Below are 15,531 nucleotides of genomic sequence, written 5' to 3'. Positions count from 1 at the left end.
CATGTAAAGGTCACGTGGCGGACCTCTCAGACTTCGCCCAGACCGGTGTGGCGTACGCCACTCCCCCTCCACCCGAGCCACGCCCCGCCCGGCCTCCCGGTTCCGCCGGCCGTCGATAATCGAGCCCGTGACCGACCTTGTGACACGCGTGGCGCCGCCTCGCGAGACGGCCCTGCGCCGTGCGGCCCCGGCCCTCCTCGGGTACGTGGCCGTGCGCGCCCTGGGCCTGCTCGCGCTGGCCCTGTGGAGCGCCGCGCGCGGCACGAGCGCGTACACGCTGCTGACGGCCCGCTGGGACGCGCTCTGGTACACGAGGGTCGCCGAGCTCGGTTACGGCTACGAGGTGCGGCTGCCCAACGGCGACGTGCACTCGAACCTGGCCTTCTTCCCGCTGCTGCCCTGGCTGGAGCGGGGCCTCGCGGCGGTGAGTCCGCTGTCGTACGCCGACGCGGGTTTCGTCGTCAGCCTGCTCGCCTCGCTCGCGGCGGCCGGGGGGATCTTCGCGGTCGCCGAACATGTGTACGACCGCCGGGCCGGCGTGTGCGCGGTGCTGCTGTGGGCCGTGCTGCCGGTGGGGATCGTGCAGTCGATGGCGTACAGCGAGTCGCTGTTCACGGCGCTCGCCGCCTGGTCGCTGTACGCGGTGCTGACCGGCCGCTGGCCGGCGGCCGGCGCGCTGGCGGCGCTGGCGGGGCTGACCCGGCCGGTCGGGCTCGCCGTCGTCGCGGCCGTGTGGGCGGCCGGGGCGGTCTCGTTCGTGCGAGAGCGAAGCGCGGCGAACGCGCGCGCGGGTGGACGCGCTCCCGCGCCGCCCGGAGACGCGTCCGCGCAGCGCGTCGGGTCATCGGGCGGCGTGCTGGACCCTCCGCGCGCCCCCGCGGCCGTAGGTCGCGCCCTGGCCATGCTCCTGGCCCCGCTGGGCGCCGCGGGCTACGTCCTGTGGGTCGGCCACCGCACCGGCAGGGGCCCGCTGGGCTATCTGGACGTCCAGGCGGGCTGGCGCAACGGCTTCGACGGCGGTGTGGCCTTCGCCCGCTTCGTCGCCGAAAAGTTCACGTCGTTCCCGTCGGCGCTCGCGGCCGCCGGGATCGTCCTCGGGGTCGGCCTGGTGGTGTGGCTGTACATCGTCTGCCTACGGCAGCGCCAGCCGCTCCCGCTGCTGGTCTACGCGGGTGTGGTCACCGCGCTCGCCCTGTGCGCGTCGAGCTACTTCGGCTCGAAACCGCGCCTGCTGCTCCCCGCCTTCCCGCTCCTGCTGCCCCTCGCCCTGGCCCTGTCCCGGCTGCGTACGTCCAGGTCGGCCCTGGTGGTGAGTGGTGTCGCGGTGGCATCGGCCGTGTACGGAGCGTTCTGGCTGAACGGCTCCGGTCCTCCATGATCGACTTGCCGGCCCGGTGAGCGTCCGGGGAAATCAACCCCAGCATTCGGTGAACGAATTCGTAAGCCCCATAAAACTGATTCGCAGAATGATCAAAGGAATTGAAGGGAGCAGCCGCCGGACATTGCGGATTCCTTGGAAATAAACGTGCTGCTGAGAGGAATCCCACATCACATCGTCATCACAAAGCAGCTGAAGAGACGGAGAACTTACCTCACTCGCTGTAACGTCGATTGGGTGCGTACCGAACGAAACCTCACCCGTCTGGACCGGGTGTTCGCCAGACTGGACAGGGAGCCGGAACGACCGGCCCACATCGATGTGCCGAGGATGAGCCGGCACCGGGTCGCGTTGCTGACCGGGACCCTGGCCTTCTACCTGGCGATCGTGTATCTCGTCGTGACCACGTCGTGGCTGGTCCGCTTCGACTGGCAGGTCATGTTCTTCCGGCCGTACCAGCAGTGGCAGGGCATCCACTGGTTCGTCGACTACTACGTCGTGCTCGGCCAGCGCGGCCCGACCGCGGTGATGGTCGCGGCCTGGCTGGGCTGGCGCTCCTGGCGCCAGCACACCCTGCGCCCGCTGCTGACGCTGGGCGCCTCGCTGCTGCTGCTGAACATCACCGTGGGCGCCGCCAAGCTGGGCATGGGCCGCCTCGGACCGCACTACGCGACCACGATCGGCTCGAACGAGATGGGCCTGGGCGGCGATATATTCCCCAGCGGCCACACCGCCAACGCCGTGGTGACCTGGGGCATCCTGGCCTACCTCGCCTCCACCCCCAGGGCCCGCCGCTGGCTGTCCGCCCTCTCCGCACTGACCGCCCTGGGCGTGGGCCTGGCCACCGTCTACCTCGGTACGCACTGGCTGAGCGACGTGCTCCTCGGCTGGGCCGCCGGCCTGCTGATCCTGCTGGCCCTGCCGTGGTGCGAGCCGGGCATCGCCAAGGCCGAGGTCGCCCTCTTCGACCTGCGCGACCGCTGGCGCGCCCGCAAGGGTGCCACCGCACCGGCCGCCCCCGTGGGCGCCCCGGTGCTGCTCAAGCGGCGTACGACCGTGCAGGACGAGGCCGCCGCACGCGAGACGGTCTCCTCCGGGGCCCGCTCGGCCCGGGCACCCGTCTACCTGGCACCGGGCCCGCACACGGCCCGCTCGGAGCGCACACCGGTCACTCCGGCCGGCAGCCGCCGCCCGCCGCACTCGGACCGCATCCCGCGCGGCGCGACGGCCTCCACGGCCCGCCCCCTCACAGGCGGCTGACCAGCGGGGCCGGTACGCACAACCACCCCCGCACAGCGAAGGCCCCGGTTCCCCTTCGGAACCGGGGCCTTCGTCATCCGTCAGCCCTTCCAGGCCCGCACCACCCGGCCGTCCTCCACCTCGAAGTTCAGCCGGCCCGTGCGGTACTCCATCGTGATGATCGCCCCCGGCGGCAGCGAGCGCACCGTGGCCCAGCCGCGCTCCCGCGCGCGCCGCTCGGCGCCGGCCGCCTCGAGGCCGACATACGCGTCCGGGCTGTCCTGGGGCTCCGCCTGCGGAGTGGGAATCGGTGCCATGCCGCCACGCTAGGCCCTGTCCCACGGCCGGGGAAGGCGGGGCGGTCCCACAAGCCCCGTATCCCCCTCCGGTCACACTTCTGTCACAGGATCACGACACGGGTTTCGGCCCACGTGACATCAACCACTGCGCCGGGGCCGTCACACGTACGAGCGGTTCCGCACCGGTTCCCTAGGCCTTCCGCAGGCAATCGAACGTAATTCCCGCGTGTCGCGGCCGCTCTCCGAATAACCCGTCGGAAAGTGCCGTGAGAACTGATCCCGGACTTCTTTCCGGTCCGATTCCGGGCGGGTTCGCGAGAGCTGACACCGCGTAGGAAATACACGGTTCCAGCACATAACCCCCGCACGCCCCCTGTCGGAGCACGGGACGGCGCGCGCATCATGACGTGAGCTCGCGGGCGGGGGTGGCGCGGGCTTCGGCGGACCCGGGGCGCGACGAGCGAAGGGGCGAGCGAGCGATGGGGACCCAGACCGTGCAGGCGGCGGCGCGACCCCTGCCGACCAGTCAGGGGCGGGTGATCGTCGACTGGCTGACGACCACCGACCACAAGAAGATCGGGCATCTCTACCTGATCACCTCGTTCCTGTTCTTCCTCACCGGCGGGGTGATGGCGCTGCTGATGCGCGCCGAACTCGCCCGGCCGGGGCTGCAGATCATGGACAACAACCAGTTCAACCAGCTGTTCACCATGCACGGCACGATCATGCTGCTGCTCTTCGCGACGCCGATGTTCGCGGGCTTCGCCAACGAGCTGATGCCGCTGCAGATCGGCTCCCCCGATGTCGCCTTCCCGCGGCTGAACATGCTGTCGTACTGGTTCTTCCTGTTCGGCGGCCTGATCGTGCTCGGCTCGCTGGTCGTGCCCGGCGGTCCCGCCGCCTTCGGCTGGTTCGCCTACGCGCCGCTCAACAGCGCGGTGCGCTCCCCCGGAGTCGGGCCCGACCTGTGGATCATGGGGCTCGCGCTGGCGGGATTCGGCACGATCCTCGGCGCGGTCAACTTCATCACCACCATCATCGGGATGCGCTGCCCCGGCATGACGATGTTCCGGATGCCGATCTTCACCTGGAACACGCTCTTCACGTCGATCCTGATCCTGATGGCGTTCCCGGTGCTCGCGGCCGCGCTGCTGTGTCTGGAGGCGGACCGGCGGTTCGGCGCGCAGGTCTTCGACGCGGCCAACGGCGGGGCGCTGCTGTGGCAGCACCTGTTCTGGTTCTTCGGCCATCCCGAGGTGTACATCATCGCGCTGCCGTTCTTCGGCATCGTCACGGAGATCCTCCCGGTCTTCAGCCGCAAGCCGCTCTTCGGCTATCTCACGCTGGTCGGCGCGACGATGGCGATCACCGGGCTGTCGGTGGTGGTGTGGGCGCACCACATGTTCGTCACCGGTGCGGTGCTGCTGCCCTTCTTCTCGTTCATGACGTTCCTGATCGCCGTGCCCACCGGCGTGAAGTTCTTCAACTGGATCGGCACGATGATCAAGGGCTCGCTGTCCTTCGAGACGCCGATGCTGTGGGCGTGCGGCTTCCTGGTGACGTTCCTGTTCGGCGGTCTGACCGGGGTGATCCTGGCCTCGCCGCCGCTGGACTTCCATGTCTCGGACACCTACTTCGTGGTGGCGCACTTCCACTACGTCGTGTTCGGCACGGTCGTCTTCGCGATCTTCGGCGGGTTCTCCTTCTGGTGGCCCAAGTTCACCGGGAAGATGCTCGACGAGCGGCTGGGCAAGATCCAGTTCTGGACGCTCTTCGTCGGCTTCCACACCACGTTCCTGGTGCAGCACTGGCTGGGCGCGGAGGGCATGCCCCGGCGGTACGCCGACTATCTCGCGGTGGACGGCTTCACCGCCCTCAACACCATCTCCACGATCGGCGCGTTCCTGCTCGGCATGTCGACGCTGCCGTTCCTCTACAACGTCTGGAAGACCGCCAAGTACGGCGAGAAGGTCGAGACCGACGACCCCTGGGGCTACGGCCGCTCCCTGGAGTGGGCGACCTCCTGCCCGCCGCCCCGGCACAACTTCACGGTCCTGCCGAAGATCCGCTCCGAGTCCCCGGCGTTCGACCTGCACCATCCCGAGCTCGCGGCGACGCCCGAGGAGCCTGAGGGAGAAGAGCGCGAGAAAGCCGGTCCCGGGCCGTCCTGATCGCCTCGGTGAGCTCGGCGGGCTCCAGTACCTCGAAGTCGAAGCCGGTCATCATCACATGGATCACCATGACGTCCAGGCTCGCCGCCCCGGTGCGCAGGATGCAGCGGTCCGGGCCGTCCGCCTCCAGCTGCCCCGCCGAGGGCGAGATGCGCTCCGCGGCCTCCTCCAGGTGCGCGAGCAGCCGGACGACGGCATGGGAGGCGTACGCGCGCGTGGAGACGCCCTTCGAGACGTACGCGGCGAGGTCCTCGGCGGGCGGGGTGCGCGGCGCGAAGCGCGGGCCGTGCGGCGGCTTCGGGGTGATGCGGTCGGCACGGAACGTACGCCAGTCCGCGCGGTCGAGGTCCCAGGCGACCAGGTACCAGCGGCGCTCGGAGCACACCAGGCGGTGGGGTTCGACGGTCCGGCGGCTCGAAGCACCCTCGTGGTCGCTGTACTCGAAGCGCAGGCGTTCGCAGTCCCGGCACAGATTGGCCAGTTCGGTCAGGACGGCCGGGTCGACGGCGGAGGGCTGCGGGCCGCGCAGCATCGGCACCGTGAACGCGTTCAGGGCACCCACCCGCCGGCGCAGCCGGCCCGGCAGCACCTGCTCCAGCTTGGCGAGGGCCCGTACGGAGGTCTCGCCGATGCCCTCGATGCCCTGCCCGGCGGCCGTGCGCAGCCCGACGGCGACGGCGACCGCCTCGTCGTCGTCCAGGAGCAGCGGCGGCAGCTCGGCGCCCGCGCCCAGCTGGTAGCCGCCGCCGGTGCCGGGACTGGCGTTGACGGGGTAGCCCAGCTCGCGCAGCCGGTCCACGTCCCGGCGCACGGTGCGCGGGGTGACGCCGAGACGGTCGGCGAGGTCGGCGCCGGACCACTCGCGGTGGGCCTGGAGGAGCGAGAGCAGACGCAGCAGTCGTGCCGAGGTCTCCAACATGGGTCCGAGTCTGCCAGCCGTTGCGGACCGCCGCTGTCCTAAAGAGGAGGGTTCACCGCGGTGACGGAGACGGACAGGTCGTTGTCCCGTGTGTAGTAGGGAGCGGCCTCCACCGGGCCGTACGACGCGTCCACGCGCACGCGTGGATACGTGAACACGGGCTTCTTGTCGGCCACGTCGTCGAGCAGCCGCGCGACCCGCACCGCCGGTCCCGCCTCCCCGGCGGGCCGCAGCCACAGGTCCCACAGGCCCGGCTCCAGGGCGCCGTAGACCACCTTGAAGCGGAACTCGGCGCGGTCGGCGAGGAGTTCGGTCCGCCGCACCGGGACGGGCGCGTGCCGGCCGCGGAGCTCGGCATGGGCGTCCGGGCCGAGCCCGATGCCGTACATCCGTCCCGGCACCGTCAGCACGCCCTGCTTGAGCCGCAGTTCGCCCGCCTCGGCGTGCGGGGCGCGCAGCCAGCTGCGGACGGTGAGGTTGCCCTGCCGGGTCGCGTACGGGATGCGGACGGCGACGTGGCCGCGGGAGCCGCTGGGGGTCCGGGCGGCGAGGGAGCGCAGATCGGTGACGCCGGGCGCCAGACGGCGCGGCTCGCCGGCGTCCACGCGCGCGTAGGCGTCCCAGCGGCCCTCGGGGAGGGCGACGATGCTGGGCAGCGCGGCGCGCAGCCGGCCGTCGGCCGCGGGGGTCAGCGGCAGGTACACCTCGTCGTGGCTGTCGCGGCGGCGCAGCACGAGCAGGGCCGTGGCCGTCTCCCCGACCGCGCGGACGTCGAAGGTCAGGCCGCCCGCGGAGTCGGCGATGCAGTCGGCGCGCAGCGGTGTGGACTGCGAAGCCACCGTCGTCATGCGGTACGGGTCCCTTCTCGTCCTGTGCTTCTCTGTCAGACCGACGAACAGGCACTTTGGTTGCCCTTTACCCGGACTGCGGCCGACACCGGATCACGGCCGCCGGCCGGCTACGGCCGGTAGGAGAGCTGCGGCACGTCGAAGCAGGTGTTGTTCATGTCGCCCTGGGACACCCATCCCCTGCCGTCCCGCCAACGGGCCACCGACAGACAGGTCCTGCGGTCCTTCGGCGGCTCGGCCAGCCGCTCGAAGGACACGGGAACCAGCAGCCCGCCCGCGGTGTAGTGCTCACTGCGGTTCATGAAGGCGTCGACGCACGCGCGCGTGATGCCCGCCCGCGCACAGGACTTCGCCGCGTCCGTGAACCACATGGCGGCCGCCCAGCCCTCCAACTGCCACTGGGAGTGCGTCTTCAGGCCCTTGGTCGCGTCCCGGAACTCACGTACGGCCGCGTTGCCCGTGTCCTCGTAGTTGCGGCTGGAGCCGGTCGCCCAGAGGGCGTTGCGGCAGCGCGGGGAGTCCTTGTAGTCGTCGGGGACGGTGGACGTCCAGTTCTGCACGTTGGTGACCTTCGCGATGACCTTGGCGCCGACCTCGTCCATCGCCTTGCACAGCTGGGCGTTGCCGTGGGTGTCGATCGCGTCGAAGACCAGGTCGGCGCCCTGCTCCTTCAGGTCGGCCGCGGCGGCACGGAAGTTGGGGAGCGCGAAGTCGACCTGTTCGGTGACCACCTTGTAGCCCTCGGCCTTCAGGCCCTGCTCGACGAGACGGGCGTAGGCGGCGGACGCGGCCTGGTTGTAGGACACGACGGCGGCCGTGCGGGCGCCCTTCTCACGCTTGAAGTAGCGGTAGACCTCCGTGCCGCCGTAGAGCCTGCCGTCCCAGCCGGGGGTGCCGTTCCTCGGGGCGAGGCTGCCGTAGATGCCGTAGAGGTGCGGCCAGGTGTCGTAGGCGGCGCCGATGGGCTGGCCGCCGATGTCGGGCACGCGCGCGTGGGAGACGCGGGAGGCGCCCGCGTAGTCCAGGGCGGTGGTGGCGACCAGGGCGACGACCTGGTCCTCGTCGATCAAACGGTGCACACAGGTGTTGTTGCCGACGCCGCTGCCGCCGTCGTCGCACTCCCGTACCTCGACCGGGTGCCCGTCGATGCCCCCGCGCGCGTTGAGCCGGTCGACGTAGGCCTTGGCGCCGTCGCGCGGGCCGGTGAAGGTGTTGCCGCCGACCGGGCTGGTGGCGCTGGTGATGATGCCGACGCGAACGGGCGTGCCGCTGCTGGACGCGGGCGCGTTCGTCCGGCCGCCGTGCTCGAAGTCGCTCTCCGGCAGGCGGCTGCCGCAGGCCGTGCCCGGCAGGAGCAGCAGCGCGGCGGCAGCTGCGCCCTCAGCAGCCCGGGAGCGCCGACGCCGAGGCATTGCCGCTCATGGCGACCAGTGCGCAGAGCGTGTTGACGGAGACCTTCCAGGTGCCGTTCTGCTCGACGGACGTGCCCGAGGCGTTCGGCAGGGCGGTGGCGCCCTTGAGGGTCAGGTTGTACGTCACGGTCGCCTTGGTGGGCGACGTGAAGTCGACCTTCGTCACCTGGGCCTGCACCTGCCCGCCGCGCTGGTCACCGCCGAAGGCCTTCAGGACCAGTGCCATCCTGTCGCCGTTCTCCAGGACCGCCAGCTTGTCCTTGACGGGCGTCTTGGGGTCGAAGAACTTCGCCCAGTTCTGCTTGATCTCCTTCGTGGCGGCGGCCGGATCCGCGGGCGCGGTGGCCGGCGCGCTCGTCGTCTTCTCCACGGACGGTGTGGGGGGTGTGCTCTCGCTCCCGCCGCCGCTGTTGTCGCTGCAGGCCGCGAGCACCGGGGCGAAGATGAGAACGAGGGCGGCCGCGAACGCCGTGCCCCGTCCCGCCGCCCTTGGGCCGCGCCCCCTTCGTACCTTCCCCCGCCTGAGGTCGCTCCCGAGAACCATCTGGCTCACCACCGGGTGTCGGTCCGGGCAAGGTGCGCCCGGTGCTTTCAGGGTCAGCTTCCAAAGGGCATAGTGCAAGCCATTGGCTGACATGGACAGGCACATGCACAGACTCGCGACTGTGGGAGCCAGCGATGCGGACAGGCCGACTGCGGACCGTGCACCCCGTCCTGTGGGCCGGCTGGGCCGCGCTCGCCGCGGGTGCGGTGCTGTGCGTCATCGGCTGGTACGGCATCTCCGGTGAGCGGTACGCCGAGCGTCAGCTGCCCTATCTCGCCTCCTGCACGGTTCCCGGCGCCGCGCTGATCATCGCCGGGTCGGTACTGCTCACCCACGGCCGGGGCGCGCTCGCCGCCGCGCGCGTGGAGGAGCTGTACGGCCTCCTGGTCGCCGCCGAGTCCGCCGACGCCGACGAGTCCCGGCAGGCGGCCGCCCTGCCCCTGGCGGTCAGCGGTGACCTGCTGATGGTGCCGGGCGGCACGCTGTGGCACCGCGCGGACTGCCCGCTGGTCTCCGGGAAGGCGGAGGCGGTACCGGTCGACGCGAAACTGCTGCAGAGCGGCGAGCTGGGCCCGTGCCCGATCTGCGAACCCGGCGACGAGACCGACTGAAGCCTCCCGATGTCCTCCCTGACGTACGACCTGACGCTCGCCGGCCTCTCCGTCGGCAGCGCGGCCGCGCTCACCGGGATCGGCCTGATCGTGACGTACCGCGCGACCGGCGTGCTGAACTTCGCGCACGGCGCGATCGCGATGGTGTGCGCTTATGCGCTGCGGCAGTGCGTGGTCGAGTGGGGGTGGCCGCTGTGGCTGGGGGCGACGGTGACGCTCGTCGTCCTGGCCCCGGCGATCGGCGTGGTCCTGGAACGGTTCGTCTTCCGGCCGCTCGCCGTCCTCGGCAGCGACCCGGCGCAGACCCTCGTGGCATCCATCGGGGTCTTCGTACTGCTGGTCGGCGGGGCGGCGCTGGTGTGGGGGCAGGGCGCCCGGGACGACGCCCCCGACCTGGTCTCGGAGGACCCCTGGGGCCAGCTGGCCGTGGTGCTCGTGCTGGCCGTCGGCGTCGGGGCCGTGATCCGCTGGACGCGGTTCGGGCGGGAGCTGCGGGCCGTGGTCGACGACCGGCAGCTCGCGGTGCTCGGCGGGATCGACGCGGACCGGGTGGCGGCGGCGGGCTGGGCGTTCGGCGCGTTCACGGCGGGTCTGACGGGGGCGTTGCTGGCACCGTACGTGCGGCTGGACCCGTACGGTCTGCCGCTGCTCGTGATGGAAGTGGTGGCGGTCGCGGTGGCGGCGCGGATGCGGAACCTGCCGGTGGCCGTCGTGGTGGCGCTGGGCATCGGGATCGCGCAGAGCCAGCTGACGCGGCTGCATCCCGCCGGCTGGGGCGAGCCTCTGCTGCGGGCGGTGGGCGCGAACCTGTTCGTGGTGGCGCTGCTGGTCGCAGCCCTGGTGCTGCCGCGGATCGGCACCCGTGACGCGCTTCCCCGCACGGCCACCGCGCGCGTGCCGACACCGCCGGGCGCGGGGATCGTGGCCGCCGTCCTGTTCCTGCTCCCGCTCGGCTTCGCGGGCTCGGACCTGCACACCTCGGTCCAGGTGCCGGCGCTGGGCGTGGTCCTGCTGTCCCTGGTGGTGGTCACCGGCCGGGGCGGCCAGATCTCCCTGGGACAGGCCGCTTACGCGGGCTTGGGCGCTCTGTTCACGGCCCTCCTCGCAGCGGGCCGTTTCCCGGGGCTGCCGCGCCTGCCCGAGCTGGCCGCCCTGGCGGTGGCGGTCGTCCTGGTGGCTCCCCTGGGCCTCCTGACGGGGTGGCCGGCGATCGGTCGCCAGGGCCTCGCCCTCGCGCTGGCGACGTTCGCGGTGGGCGTCGGCGTGAGCCGCTTCGTCTTCGCGCAGCCGTACGCCACGTCCGGCCTCTCGCTGGACCGCCCCGCGGGCTTCGACGGCGACCGCGCCTACTACGTCCTCGAACTGGCCCTGCTGGCAGCCGCGTTGCTGGCCACGCGGGCGCTGCGCCGAGGCCGCACGGGCCGGGCCCTGGCCGCCATGCGCGACCACGAGTCGGGCGCCTCGGCAGCCGGGGTCCGGGTCCCCTCGCTCAAGCTGCTGGCCTTCGTCTCGGGCGCCGCCCTGGCCGCGCTCGGCGGCGGCATGCTCGGCATGGGCCTGCGGGCCTTCGACCCGGGCGCCTACGACCCGGTACGCAGCCTGCTGTGGTTCGCCGCCGTGGTGGTGCTGGGCGCCGACAGCACCCTGGGCGCCCTGGCGGCGGCCGCCCTCCTGGTGGGCCTGGACGCGGGCGCCCGGGGCGGGGTGGCGGCGGCCCTGATCGGCGTACTGGCGGTGCTGGTCGGCCGCTTCCCGGGCGGTCCGTACGAGGCGCTGCGGGCAGCGGCGGCGGGCCTGCGGCTGCGACGGCGGGCACGGCTGACGCCATTGGGGATGCGCGTACGGGCACGGCTGCGCCCCACGGAACGACGACCGCAGCGGGCAGAAGCGACGGGCCAGGGGGGCACCGAAGCGGCCGACGGCGCCGGCCCCCCACGAAAACACCCCGCAGCCGCCGACGGCGCCAAGCCTCCACAGGGGCCACCCGCACCCGACAACGAAAGCCGCACGGGTGGTGCGGGTGGGAACCCCAACCCGGCCGAAGGCCGAGTGCACCCCCACACACCCGCACCCGCACCCGCACCGACCCTCCAAGCCCACGAACTCCAGGCCCGCTACGGCGGCTTCCAGGCCCTCGACGGAGTAGACCTCACCGTCCCCCCGGGACAGATCACCGCCGTCGTCGGCCCCAACGGGGCAGGCAAGAGCACCCTCTTCCACTGCCTGGCAGGCACCCTGCACCCCACCCACGGCCAAGTCCGCCTGGGCCCAAGGAACATCACGCGGCTCGCCGCCCACACCCGCACCCGCCTGGGAATCGCCCGCACCTTCCAACAACTCTCCGTCTTCCCGTCCTTGACGGTGGCCGAGAACGTCCGCGTGGGCGCCGAACAGGGCCGGCTGCACGATCCGGCAGCCGTCGACCGGGCGTTGCGGCTGCTCGGCCTCGACGGCCCCGTACGAACCCGGCCCGCCGCGGACCTCCCCACCGGCACACTGCGCCGCGTGGAGCTGGCCAGGGCCCTCGCGGGCGGCCCCCGCGTACTGCTGCTCGACGAGCCCGCAGCGGGCCTGGACAGCGCCGAGGTCGCCGCCCTGGCACGGGTGCTGAAGGCACTGGCGGCCGACGGCACCGCCCTCCTCGTGGTGGAGCACGACCTCGACCTGGTCGCCGACCTCGCGGACGTCGTGCACGTCATGACGGCCGGCCGTGTCGTCGCCTCCGGCCCACCCGGACACGTACTGCACACCCTCGGCACCGGGGAGGCGGGCGCATGACCATCTCCCTGCGGCACGCGCGCGTGCGTTACGGTCCCCTGGAGGCCCTGCACGGCGTGACCCTCGCCGCCCCCGGCCCCGGCCTCACCGTCCTGCTCGGCCGCAACGGATCCGGCCGTACGACCGCCCTGCGCGCGCTGGCCGGCCTCGTACCGCTGTCCGGCGGCGCGGTGGTGTGGGACGGCGTCGACGTCAGCCGGACCCCGGCGTACGAGCGGGCCCGGCGGGGCCTGTGTCTGGTTCCCGAGCGGCAGGCCGTGTTCGGCTCCCTCACCGTGCACGAGAACCTCGAACTGGCGGCCGGCGACCACGGTTTCGCCCTGGAGGCCTATCCGCAGCTGGAGCCCCTGCTCGCGCGCCGCGCCGGCACCCTCTCCGGCGGCGAGCAGCGCATGCTCGCCCTCTCCCGCGCCCTGCTGGCCCGCGCACGCGTGGTGCTCGTCGACGAGCCCGCACAGGGCATGTCGCCCGCGGTCGCGGCCCGCACCTACGAGCTGCTGGGCGCCCTCGACGCCTGCGTCGTCATCGCCGAGCAGCGGCTGCCGCCCGGCCTCCGGGACCGGGCGGGGGTCATCGTGTACGAACTGCGCCGCGGCGCCGTGGTGTTCAGCGGAGAGGCGGGCGAACGGGTGCGTCGTCCTCGGACAGGGGCGGGCCGGCCGCCTCGAAGTCCTGGTTCGGCTCCTGGGCGCGGGCCGGGCCCCGCGGGATGAGCAGCTGCGTACCGACGTTCAGCCGCTTCGGATGCTCGCCGACCATGTCCCTGTTGGCCCGGTACAGCGACAGCCAGCCGCCGTCGACGCCGTACCTGTCCGCGATCGACACCAGCGTCTCGCCGGCGTGGACCGCGTGCACGCGCCCCTGGAGGCGGTAGCGCTGGGAGCAGGCCGGCCAGGTCTCCCACCCCTGGGCGGCCAGCACCTTCTCGGCCACGGCGATCTGCTCCTCACGGCTGGCGAGATCCGCACGGCGGGCGTACTTCAGCCCGCCGAAGTACTTCCAGGTGGACTGCCGGAACTGCAGCCCGCCGTAGAAGCCGTTCCCGGTGTTGATGTCCCATCGCCCGCCGCTCTCGCAGTCCGCGATGCAGCCCCAGGGCCAGTGGTCCTTGGCGCAGGCGTAGGACAGGCGCACCGGCAGCGTTCCCGGCAGCGGTGGCGGTGGTGCCGCCTGCGCCGTGACGGGGACGAGGGCGCCGAACAGGGCGGCGGCCAGCGCGAGTGCGAACTGCGTGCGGTGCATGCGGAACATCGGGCCACGGTAAGCAGTGGGCGGCCCGCGACCGCTCCGGCGCGTCCGATGGGCCGAAGGGCCCCACCCGGTCGGACGACCGGGCGAGGCCCTTCGGTGAGGGGAGCTGCTCAGAGGTCGAGCTGCTGCCCGGGCACGATCAGATCGGGGTCGGAGCCGATGACGGCCTTGTTGGCGGCGTACAGCCGCTGCCAGGTGGTCCCGTGCCGAGCGGCGATCTTGCTCAGGGTGTCGCCCTCGCGGACGGTGTAGTCGCCGCGGGAGGCACTGCGCCCCGTGTGGCCCGTCGAACGCGCCGGCGTCTTCGACGGCTTCGACTTGGTGACCGATTTCGGCTTGGTGACCGATGAGGACTTGGTGGTGGCGGAGCCGGAGGAGGCCGCGGGTGCGCTGCCGTACGCTCCGGCCCGTGCCGAACAGACCGGCCAGGCGCCCCAACCCTGGGCGTGCTGGACCTTGGTGGCCACGGCGATCTGCTGCTCCCTGGAGGCCCCGGCGGCCGTCGGCGCATAGGCCGTGCCGCCGTACGCGCGCCAGGTGCCGGCGGAGAACTGGAGCCCGCCGTAGTAGCCGTTGCCGGTGTTGATGTGCCAGTTGCCGCCGCTCTCGCACCGGGCGATGCGGTCCCACACCCCGCCGTCCGCCGCCGCGGCGTTGCCGGTCGCGGCCAGCAGCCCGAGCGGGGCGAGCAGTGCAGCCCCGGCGATGAGCGCCGTCGTACGGTTCCTGCGGACGTTGTCACGGGTGGTATCGGCACACTCGGACATGTAATTCCCTCTCGAAACACCCGGGCTCCCCCAAGGCGGGGCGGGCTCACGGCACATGGGCCGGTCGCCGCGCTCCGCCTCGTCCGCCGGTGATCGCGTTCTGCTGGTGCTGCTGGCTGGTGCGGTCGGCGGACGTTCCCGAGCGGTGCTCTTTGCACACGGCGGAGGAATCTAAGGAGCCTGTCGAGGCGTCAGCAACCAACTGCTTGTCATTCCAGGCCAGTTCGCCGTTACCGCAGGTATCAGCTTTTTTCGGCCACCCACTTAATTCGCTGATTTCCTGATTTGTCGACCATGGGTCGCGACGATCTGTGACTCACTTCACGCAACCAACTTCCTTGGATTTCCAAGGAATTGACAATGAGTGTCCGATTCCGCACCTGCGGTGACCCTGCGCGGTGGATGGTTCGACTCCGTTCGCCCTGAAGCGTGACTCCCGCCACAGATCGCCCGTTGTCTTCTTCATGAGCCCGGGACCCGCCCGGTTCACACTTCCCGAGGGGAGCCACCCGTGCCGCGCATGCTCGACGTCAGCGACGAGGTACGAGCCGAGATCGGCGACGAAGAAGCCGACCGGCTGCTCGCCGGAGAGAACGCCCCCGGCAGTTACGACTGCACCTCCTGCCGCACCCCGGGCGACTCCGAACAGGAGCGCACCAGCACCGTCCTGTTCGTCGGCGAGGAGACCGCCGTCCTCGCCTTCGCCCACGCCACCTGCCTGCCCTCGCAGGTCGTCCAGGTCACCGAGGAGCAGCTCCAGGGGGCCGTGCGGTCCATCTCCGGGGACACCGTGGACCTGGACCCCGACCAGGTCGTCCCCGAGCAGGCCGTGCTCGGCGTGACCAGCGGACTCGTCCTGATCGCCGGGGAGTTGCACCCGGCGCTGGTCGTCGAGCCGACCGGGCCCATCGTGCGGCCGGGCACGACCGGACTCGGTGACGACTTCCTGCCGCTGCTGATCGAGCAGGGCTTCATGCCGCTCATGGAGCTGTCCGAGGTGCCGCCGGTGCTGCACGGCTGGTCGGTGCTGCTCGCCATGGGCCAGCTGCACGCCGTGCTGCAGCCCGGCACGAACGGCGGGCAGCCGGTGGCGTGGTGGCAGGCCCACCAGCCGCTGCAGGTGACCGACGGCTGGCGGGCCGCCGCCAACAAGCACCAGCAGGTGCTCATGTTCGCCGCGCCGGTCGGGTCCATCGGGCGTCAGCCCCGCGAGGACCTGCTGCGGGACGCGCTGGACAAGGCGGCGGCCAACGGGAAGCTGGTCGGCGTGGCCATGCCGCTCGCGGGCACATGAGATCACCCAAAGAGGCGGAT

The 15,531-nt window shown here is 72.0% G+C and carries 13 protein-coding genes and 1 pseudogene; 7 read left to right on the top strand and 7 right to left on the bottom strand.

All coding sequences use genetic code 11. The annotated features are described in order from the left end of the window. Positions 1 to 127 precede the first annotated feature (127 nt). A complete protein-coding gene (locus ACWC1K_RS23910) occupies positions 128 to 1,378 on the top strand; it encodes a mannosyltransferase family protein (RefSeq protein ID WP_450834059.1) in 1,251 nt (416 codons plus the stop codon). A gap of 237 nt (positions 1,379 to 1,615) precedes the next feature. After that, the gene (locus ACWC1K_RS23905) at positions 1,616 to 2,638 is read left to right on the top strand and encodes a phosphatase PAP2 family protein (RefSeq protein ID WP_450834057.1); all 1,023 of its coding nucleotides are present in this window, start codon (positions 1,616 to 1,618) and stop codon (positions 2,636 to 2,638) included. An 80-nt stretch (positions 2,639 to 2,718) separates the two neighbouring features. On the opposite strand, the gene ACWC1K_RS23900 is transcribed toward ACWC1K_RS23905, so the two are convergent. Then, positions 2,719 to 2,934, bottom strand: a complete 216-nt coding sequence (locus ACWC1K_RS23900) for an I78 family peptidase inhibitor (protein WP_450834055.1) — start codon at positions 2,932 to 2,934, stop codon at positions 2,719 to 2,721. Positions 2,935 to 3,395: 461 nt separating this feature from the next. On the opposite strand from ACWC1K_RS23900, the pseudogene ctaD reads away from it, so the two are divergent. Continuing rightward, positions 3,396 to 4,964 (top strand): annotated as a pseudogene (gene ctaD, locus ACWC1K_RS23895) (aa3-type cytochrome oxidase subunit I); the annotation flags it as partial. Here ctaD and ACWC1K_RS23890 read toward each other — a convergent pair. The 4 genes from ACWC1K_RS23890 to ACWC1K_RS23875 all read right to left on the bottom strand — a co-directional run bounded on the left by ACWC1K_RS23890 (position 4,963) and on the right by ACWC1K_RS23875 (position 8,810). Further along, on the bottom strand, positions 4,963 to 6,006 hold the full coding sequence (locus ACWC1K_RS23890) for a helix-turn-helix transcriptional regulator (RefSeq protein ID WP_450834054.1): 1,044 nt from the start codon (positions 6,004 to 6,006) through the stop codon (positions 4,963 to 4,965). The pseudogene ctaD and the gene ACWC1K_RS23890 sit on opposite strands and share 2 nt — an antisense overlap. Positions 6,007 to 6,044: 38 nt before the next feature. Continuing rightward, positions 6,045 to 6,854, bottom strand: a complete 810-nt coding sequence (locus tag ACWC1K_RS23885) for a hypothetical protein (RefSeq protein WP_450834052.1) — start codon at positions 6,852 to 6,854, stop codon at positions 6,045 to 6,047. 110 nt (positions 6,855 to 6,964) lie between these two features. Continuing rightward, positions 6,965 to 8,266 carry an ABC transporter substrate-binding protein gene (locus ACWC1K_RS23880; RefSeq protein WP_450834051.1) on the bottom strand — a complete coding sequence of 434 codons (1,302 nt, stop codon included), beginning with the start codon at positions 8,264 to 8,266 and terminating at the stop codon, positions 6,965 to 6,967. Continuing rightward, the gene (locus tag ACWC1K_RS23875; RefSeq protein ID WP_450834049.1) at positions 8,235 to 8,810 is read right to left on the bottom strand and encodes a hypothetical protein; all 576 of its coding nucleotides are present in this window, start codon (positions 8,808 to 8,810) and stop codon (positions 8,235 to 8,237) included. Before ACWC1K_RS23875 ends, ACWC1K_RS23880 begins: the two co-directional genes overlap by 32 nt. Positions 8,811 to 8,944: 134 nt before the next feature. On the opposite strand from ACWC1K_RS23875, the gene ACWC1K_RS23870 reads away from it, so the two are divergent. Genes ACWC1K_RS23870 through ACWC1K_RS23860 form a run of 3 tightly spaced genes read left to right on the top strand, consistent with a single transcriptional unit; the run spans position 8,945 to position 12,912 of the window. Further along, the gene (locus tag ACWC1K_RS23870; RefSeq protein ID WP_450834047.1) at positions 8,945 to 9,421 is read left to right on the top strand and encodes a hypothetical protein; all 477 of its coding nucleotides are present in this window, start codon (positions 8,945 to 8,947) and stop codon (positions 9,419 to 9,421) included. A gap of 9 nt (positions 9,422 to 9,430) precedes the next feature. Next, positions 9,431 to 12,199 (top strand): ABC transporter permease subunit, encoded by a 2,769-nt coding sequence (locus tag ACWC1K_RS23865; RefSeq protein ID WP_450834045.1) that lies wholly within the window; start codon positions 9,431 to 9,433, stop codon positions 12,197 to 12,199. After that, positions 12,196 to 12,912, top strand: a complete 717-nt coding sequence (locus tag ACWC1K_RS23860) for an ATP-binding cassette domain-containing protein (RefSeq protein WP_450834044.1) — start codon at positions 12,196 to 12,198, stop codon at positions 12,910 to 12,912. Before ACWC1K_RS23865 ends, ACWC1K_RS23860 begins: the two co-directional genes overlap by 4 nt. Here ACWC1K_RS23860 and ACWC1K_RS23855 read toward each other — a convergent pair. Both ACWC1K_RS23855 and ACWC1K_RS23850 read right to left on the bottom strand, forming a co-directional pair. Further along, on the bottom strand, positions 12,806 to 13,450 hold the full coding sequence (locus ACWC1K_RS23855; RefSeq protein WP_450834043.1) for a transglycosylase family protein: 645 nt from the start codon (positions 13,448 to 13,450) through the stop codon (positions 12,806 to 12,808). The two genes, ACWC1K_RS23860 and ACWC1K_RS23855, sit on opposite strands and share 107 nt — an antisense overlap. 110 nt (positions 13,451 to 13,560) lie before the next feature. Then, positions 13,561 to 14,217: a transglycosylase family protein gene (locus ACWC1K_RS23850; protein ID WP_450834042.1), complete on the bottom strand. Its 657-nt coding sequence runs from the start codon at positions 14,215 to 14,217 to the stop codon at positions 13,561 to 13,563. 511 nt (positions 14,218 to 14,728) lie between these two features. On the opposite strand from ACWC1K_RS23850, the gene ACWC1K_RS23845 reads away from it, so the two are divergent. Next, complete coding sequence (locus tag ACWC1K_RS23845) at positions 14,729 to 15,511, top strand: hypothetical protein (protein ID WP_344404128.1); 783 nt, start codon at positions 14,729 to 14,731, stop codon at positions 15,509 to 15,511. Positions 15,512 to 15,531: the final 20 nt, after the last annotated feature.

The organism is Streptomyces sp. NPDC001492 (genome assembly GCF_053597275.1).
Note: the sequence above shows the minus strand (reverse complement) of the source record. Positions and strands in the feature narration are given on the sequence as shown.

What these genes read in the sequence shown, in the direction of transcription:
- ACWC1K_RS23900 (WP_450834055.1), bottom strand. Translation starts at nt 2,934, where the DNA reads ATGGCACCGATTCCCACTCCGCAGGCGGAGCCCCAGGACAGCCCGGAC.
- ACWC1K_RS23890 (WP_450834054.1), bottom strand. Translation starts at nt 6,006, where the DNA reads ATGTTGGAGACCTCGGCACGACTGCTGCGTCTGCTCTCGCTCCTCCAG.
- ACWC1K_RS23885 (WP_450834052.1), bottom strand. Translation starts at nt 6,854, where the DNA reads ATGACGACGGTGGCTTCGCAGTCCACACCGCTGCGCGCCGACTGCATC.
- ACWC1K_RS23880 (WP_450834051.1), bottom strand. Translation starts at nt 8,266, where the DNA reads ATGCCTCGGCGTCGGCGCTCCCGGGCTGCTGAGGGCGCAGCTGCCGCC.
- ACWC1K_RS23875 (WP_450834049.1), bottom strand. Translation starts at nt 8,810, where the DNA reads ATGGTTCTCGGGAGCGACCTCAGGCGGGGGAAGGTACGAAGGGGGCGC.
- ACWC1K_RS23870 (WP_450834047.1), top strand. Translation starts at nt 8,945, where the DNA reads ATGCGGACAGGCCGACTGCGGACCGTGCACCCCGTCCTGTGGGCCGGC.
- ACWC1K_RS23865 (WP_450834045.1), top strand. Translation starts at nt 9,431, where the DNA reads ATGTCCTCCCTGACGTACGACCTGACGCTCGCCGGCCTCTCCGTCGGC.
- ACWC1K_RS23860 (WP_450834044.1), top strand. Translation starts at nt 12,196, where the DNA reads ATGACCATCTCCCTGCGGCACGCGCGCGTGCGTTACGGTCCCCTGGAG.
- ACWC1K_RS23855 (WP_450834043.1), bottom strand. Translation starts at nt 13,450, where the DNA reads ATGTTCCGCATGCACCGCACGCAGTTCGCACTCGCGCTGGCCGCCGCC.
- ACWC1K_RS23850 (WP_450834042.1), bottom strand. Translation starts at nt 14,217, where the DNA reads ATGTCCGAGTGTGCCGATACCACCCGTGACAACGTCCGCAGGAACCGT.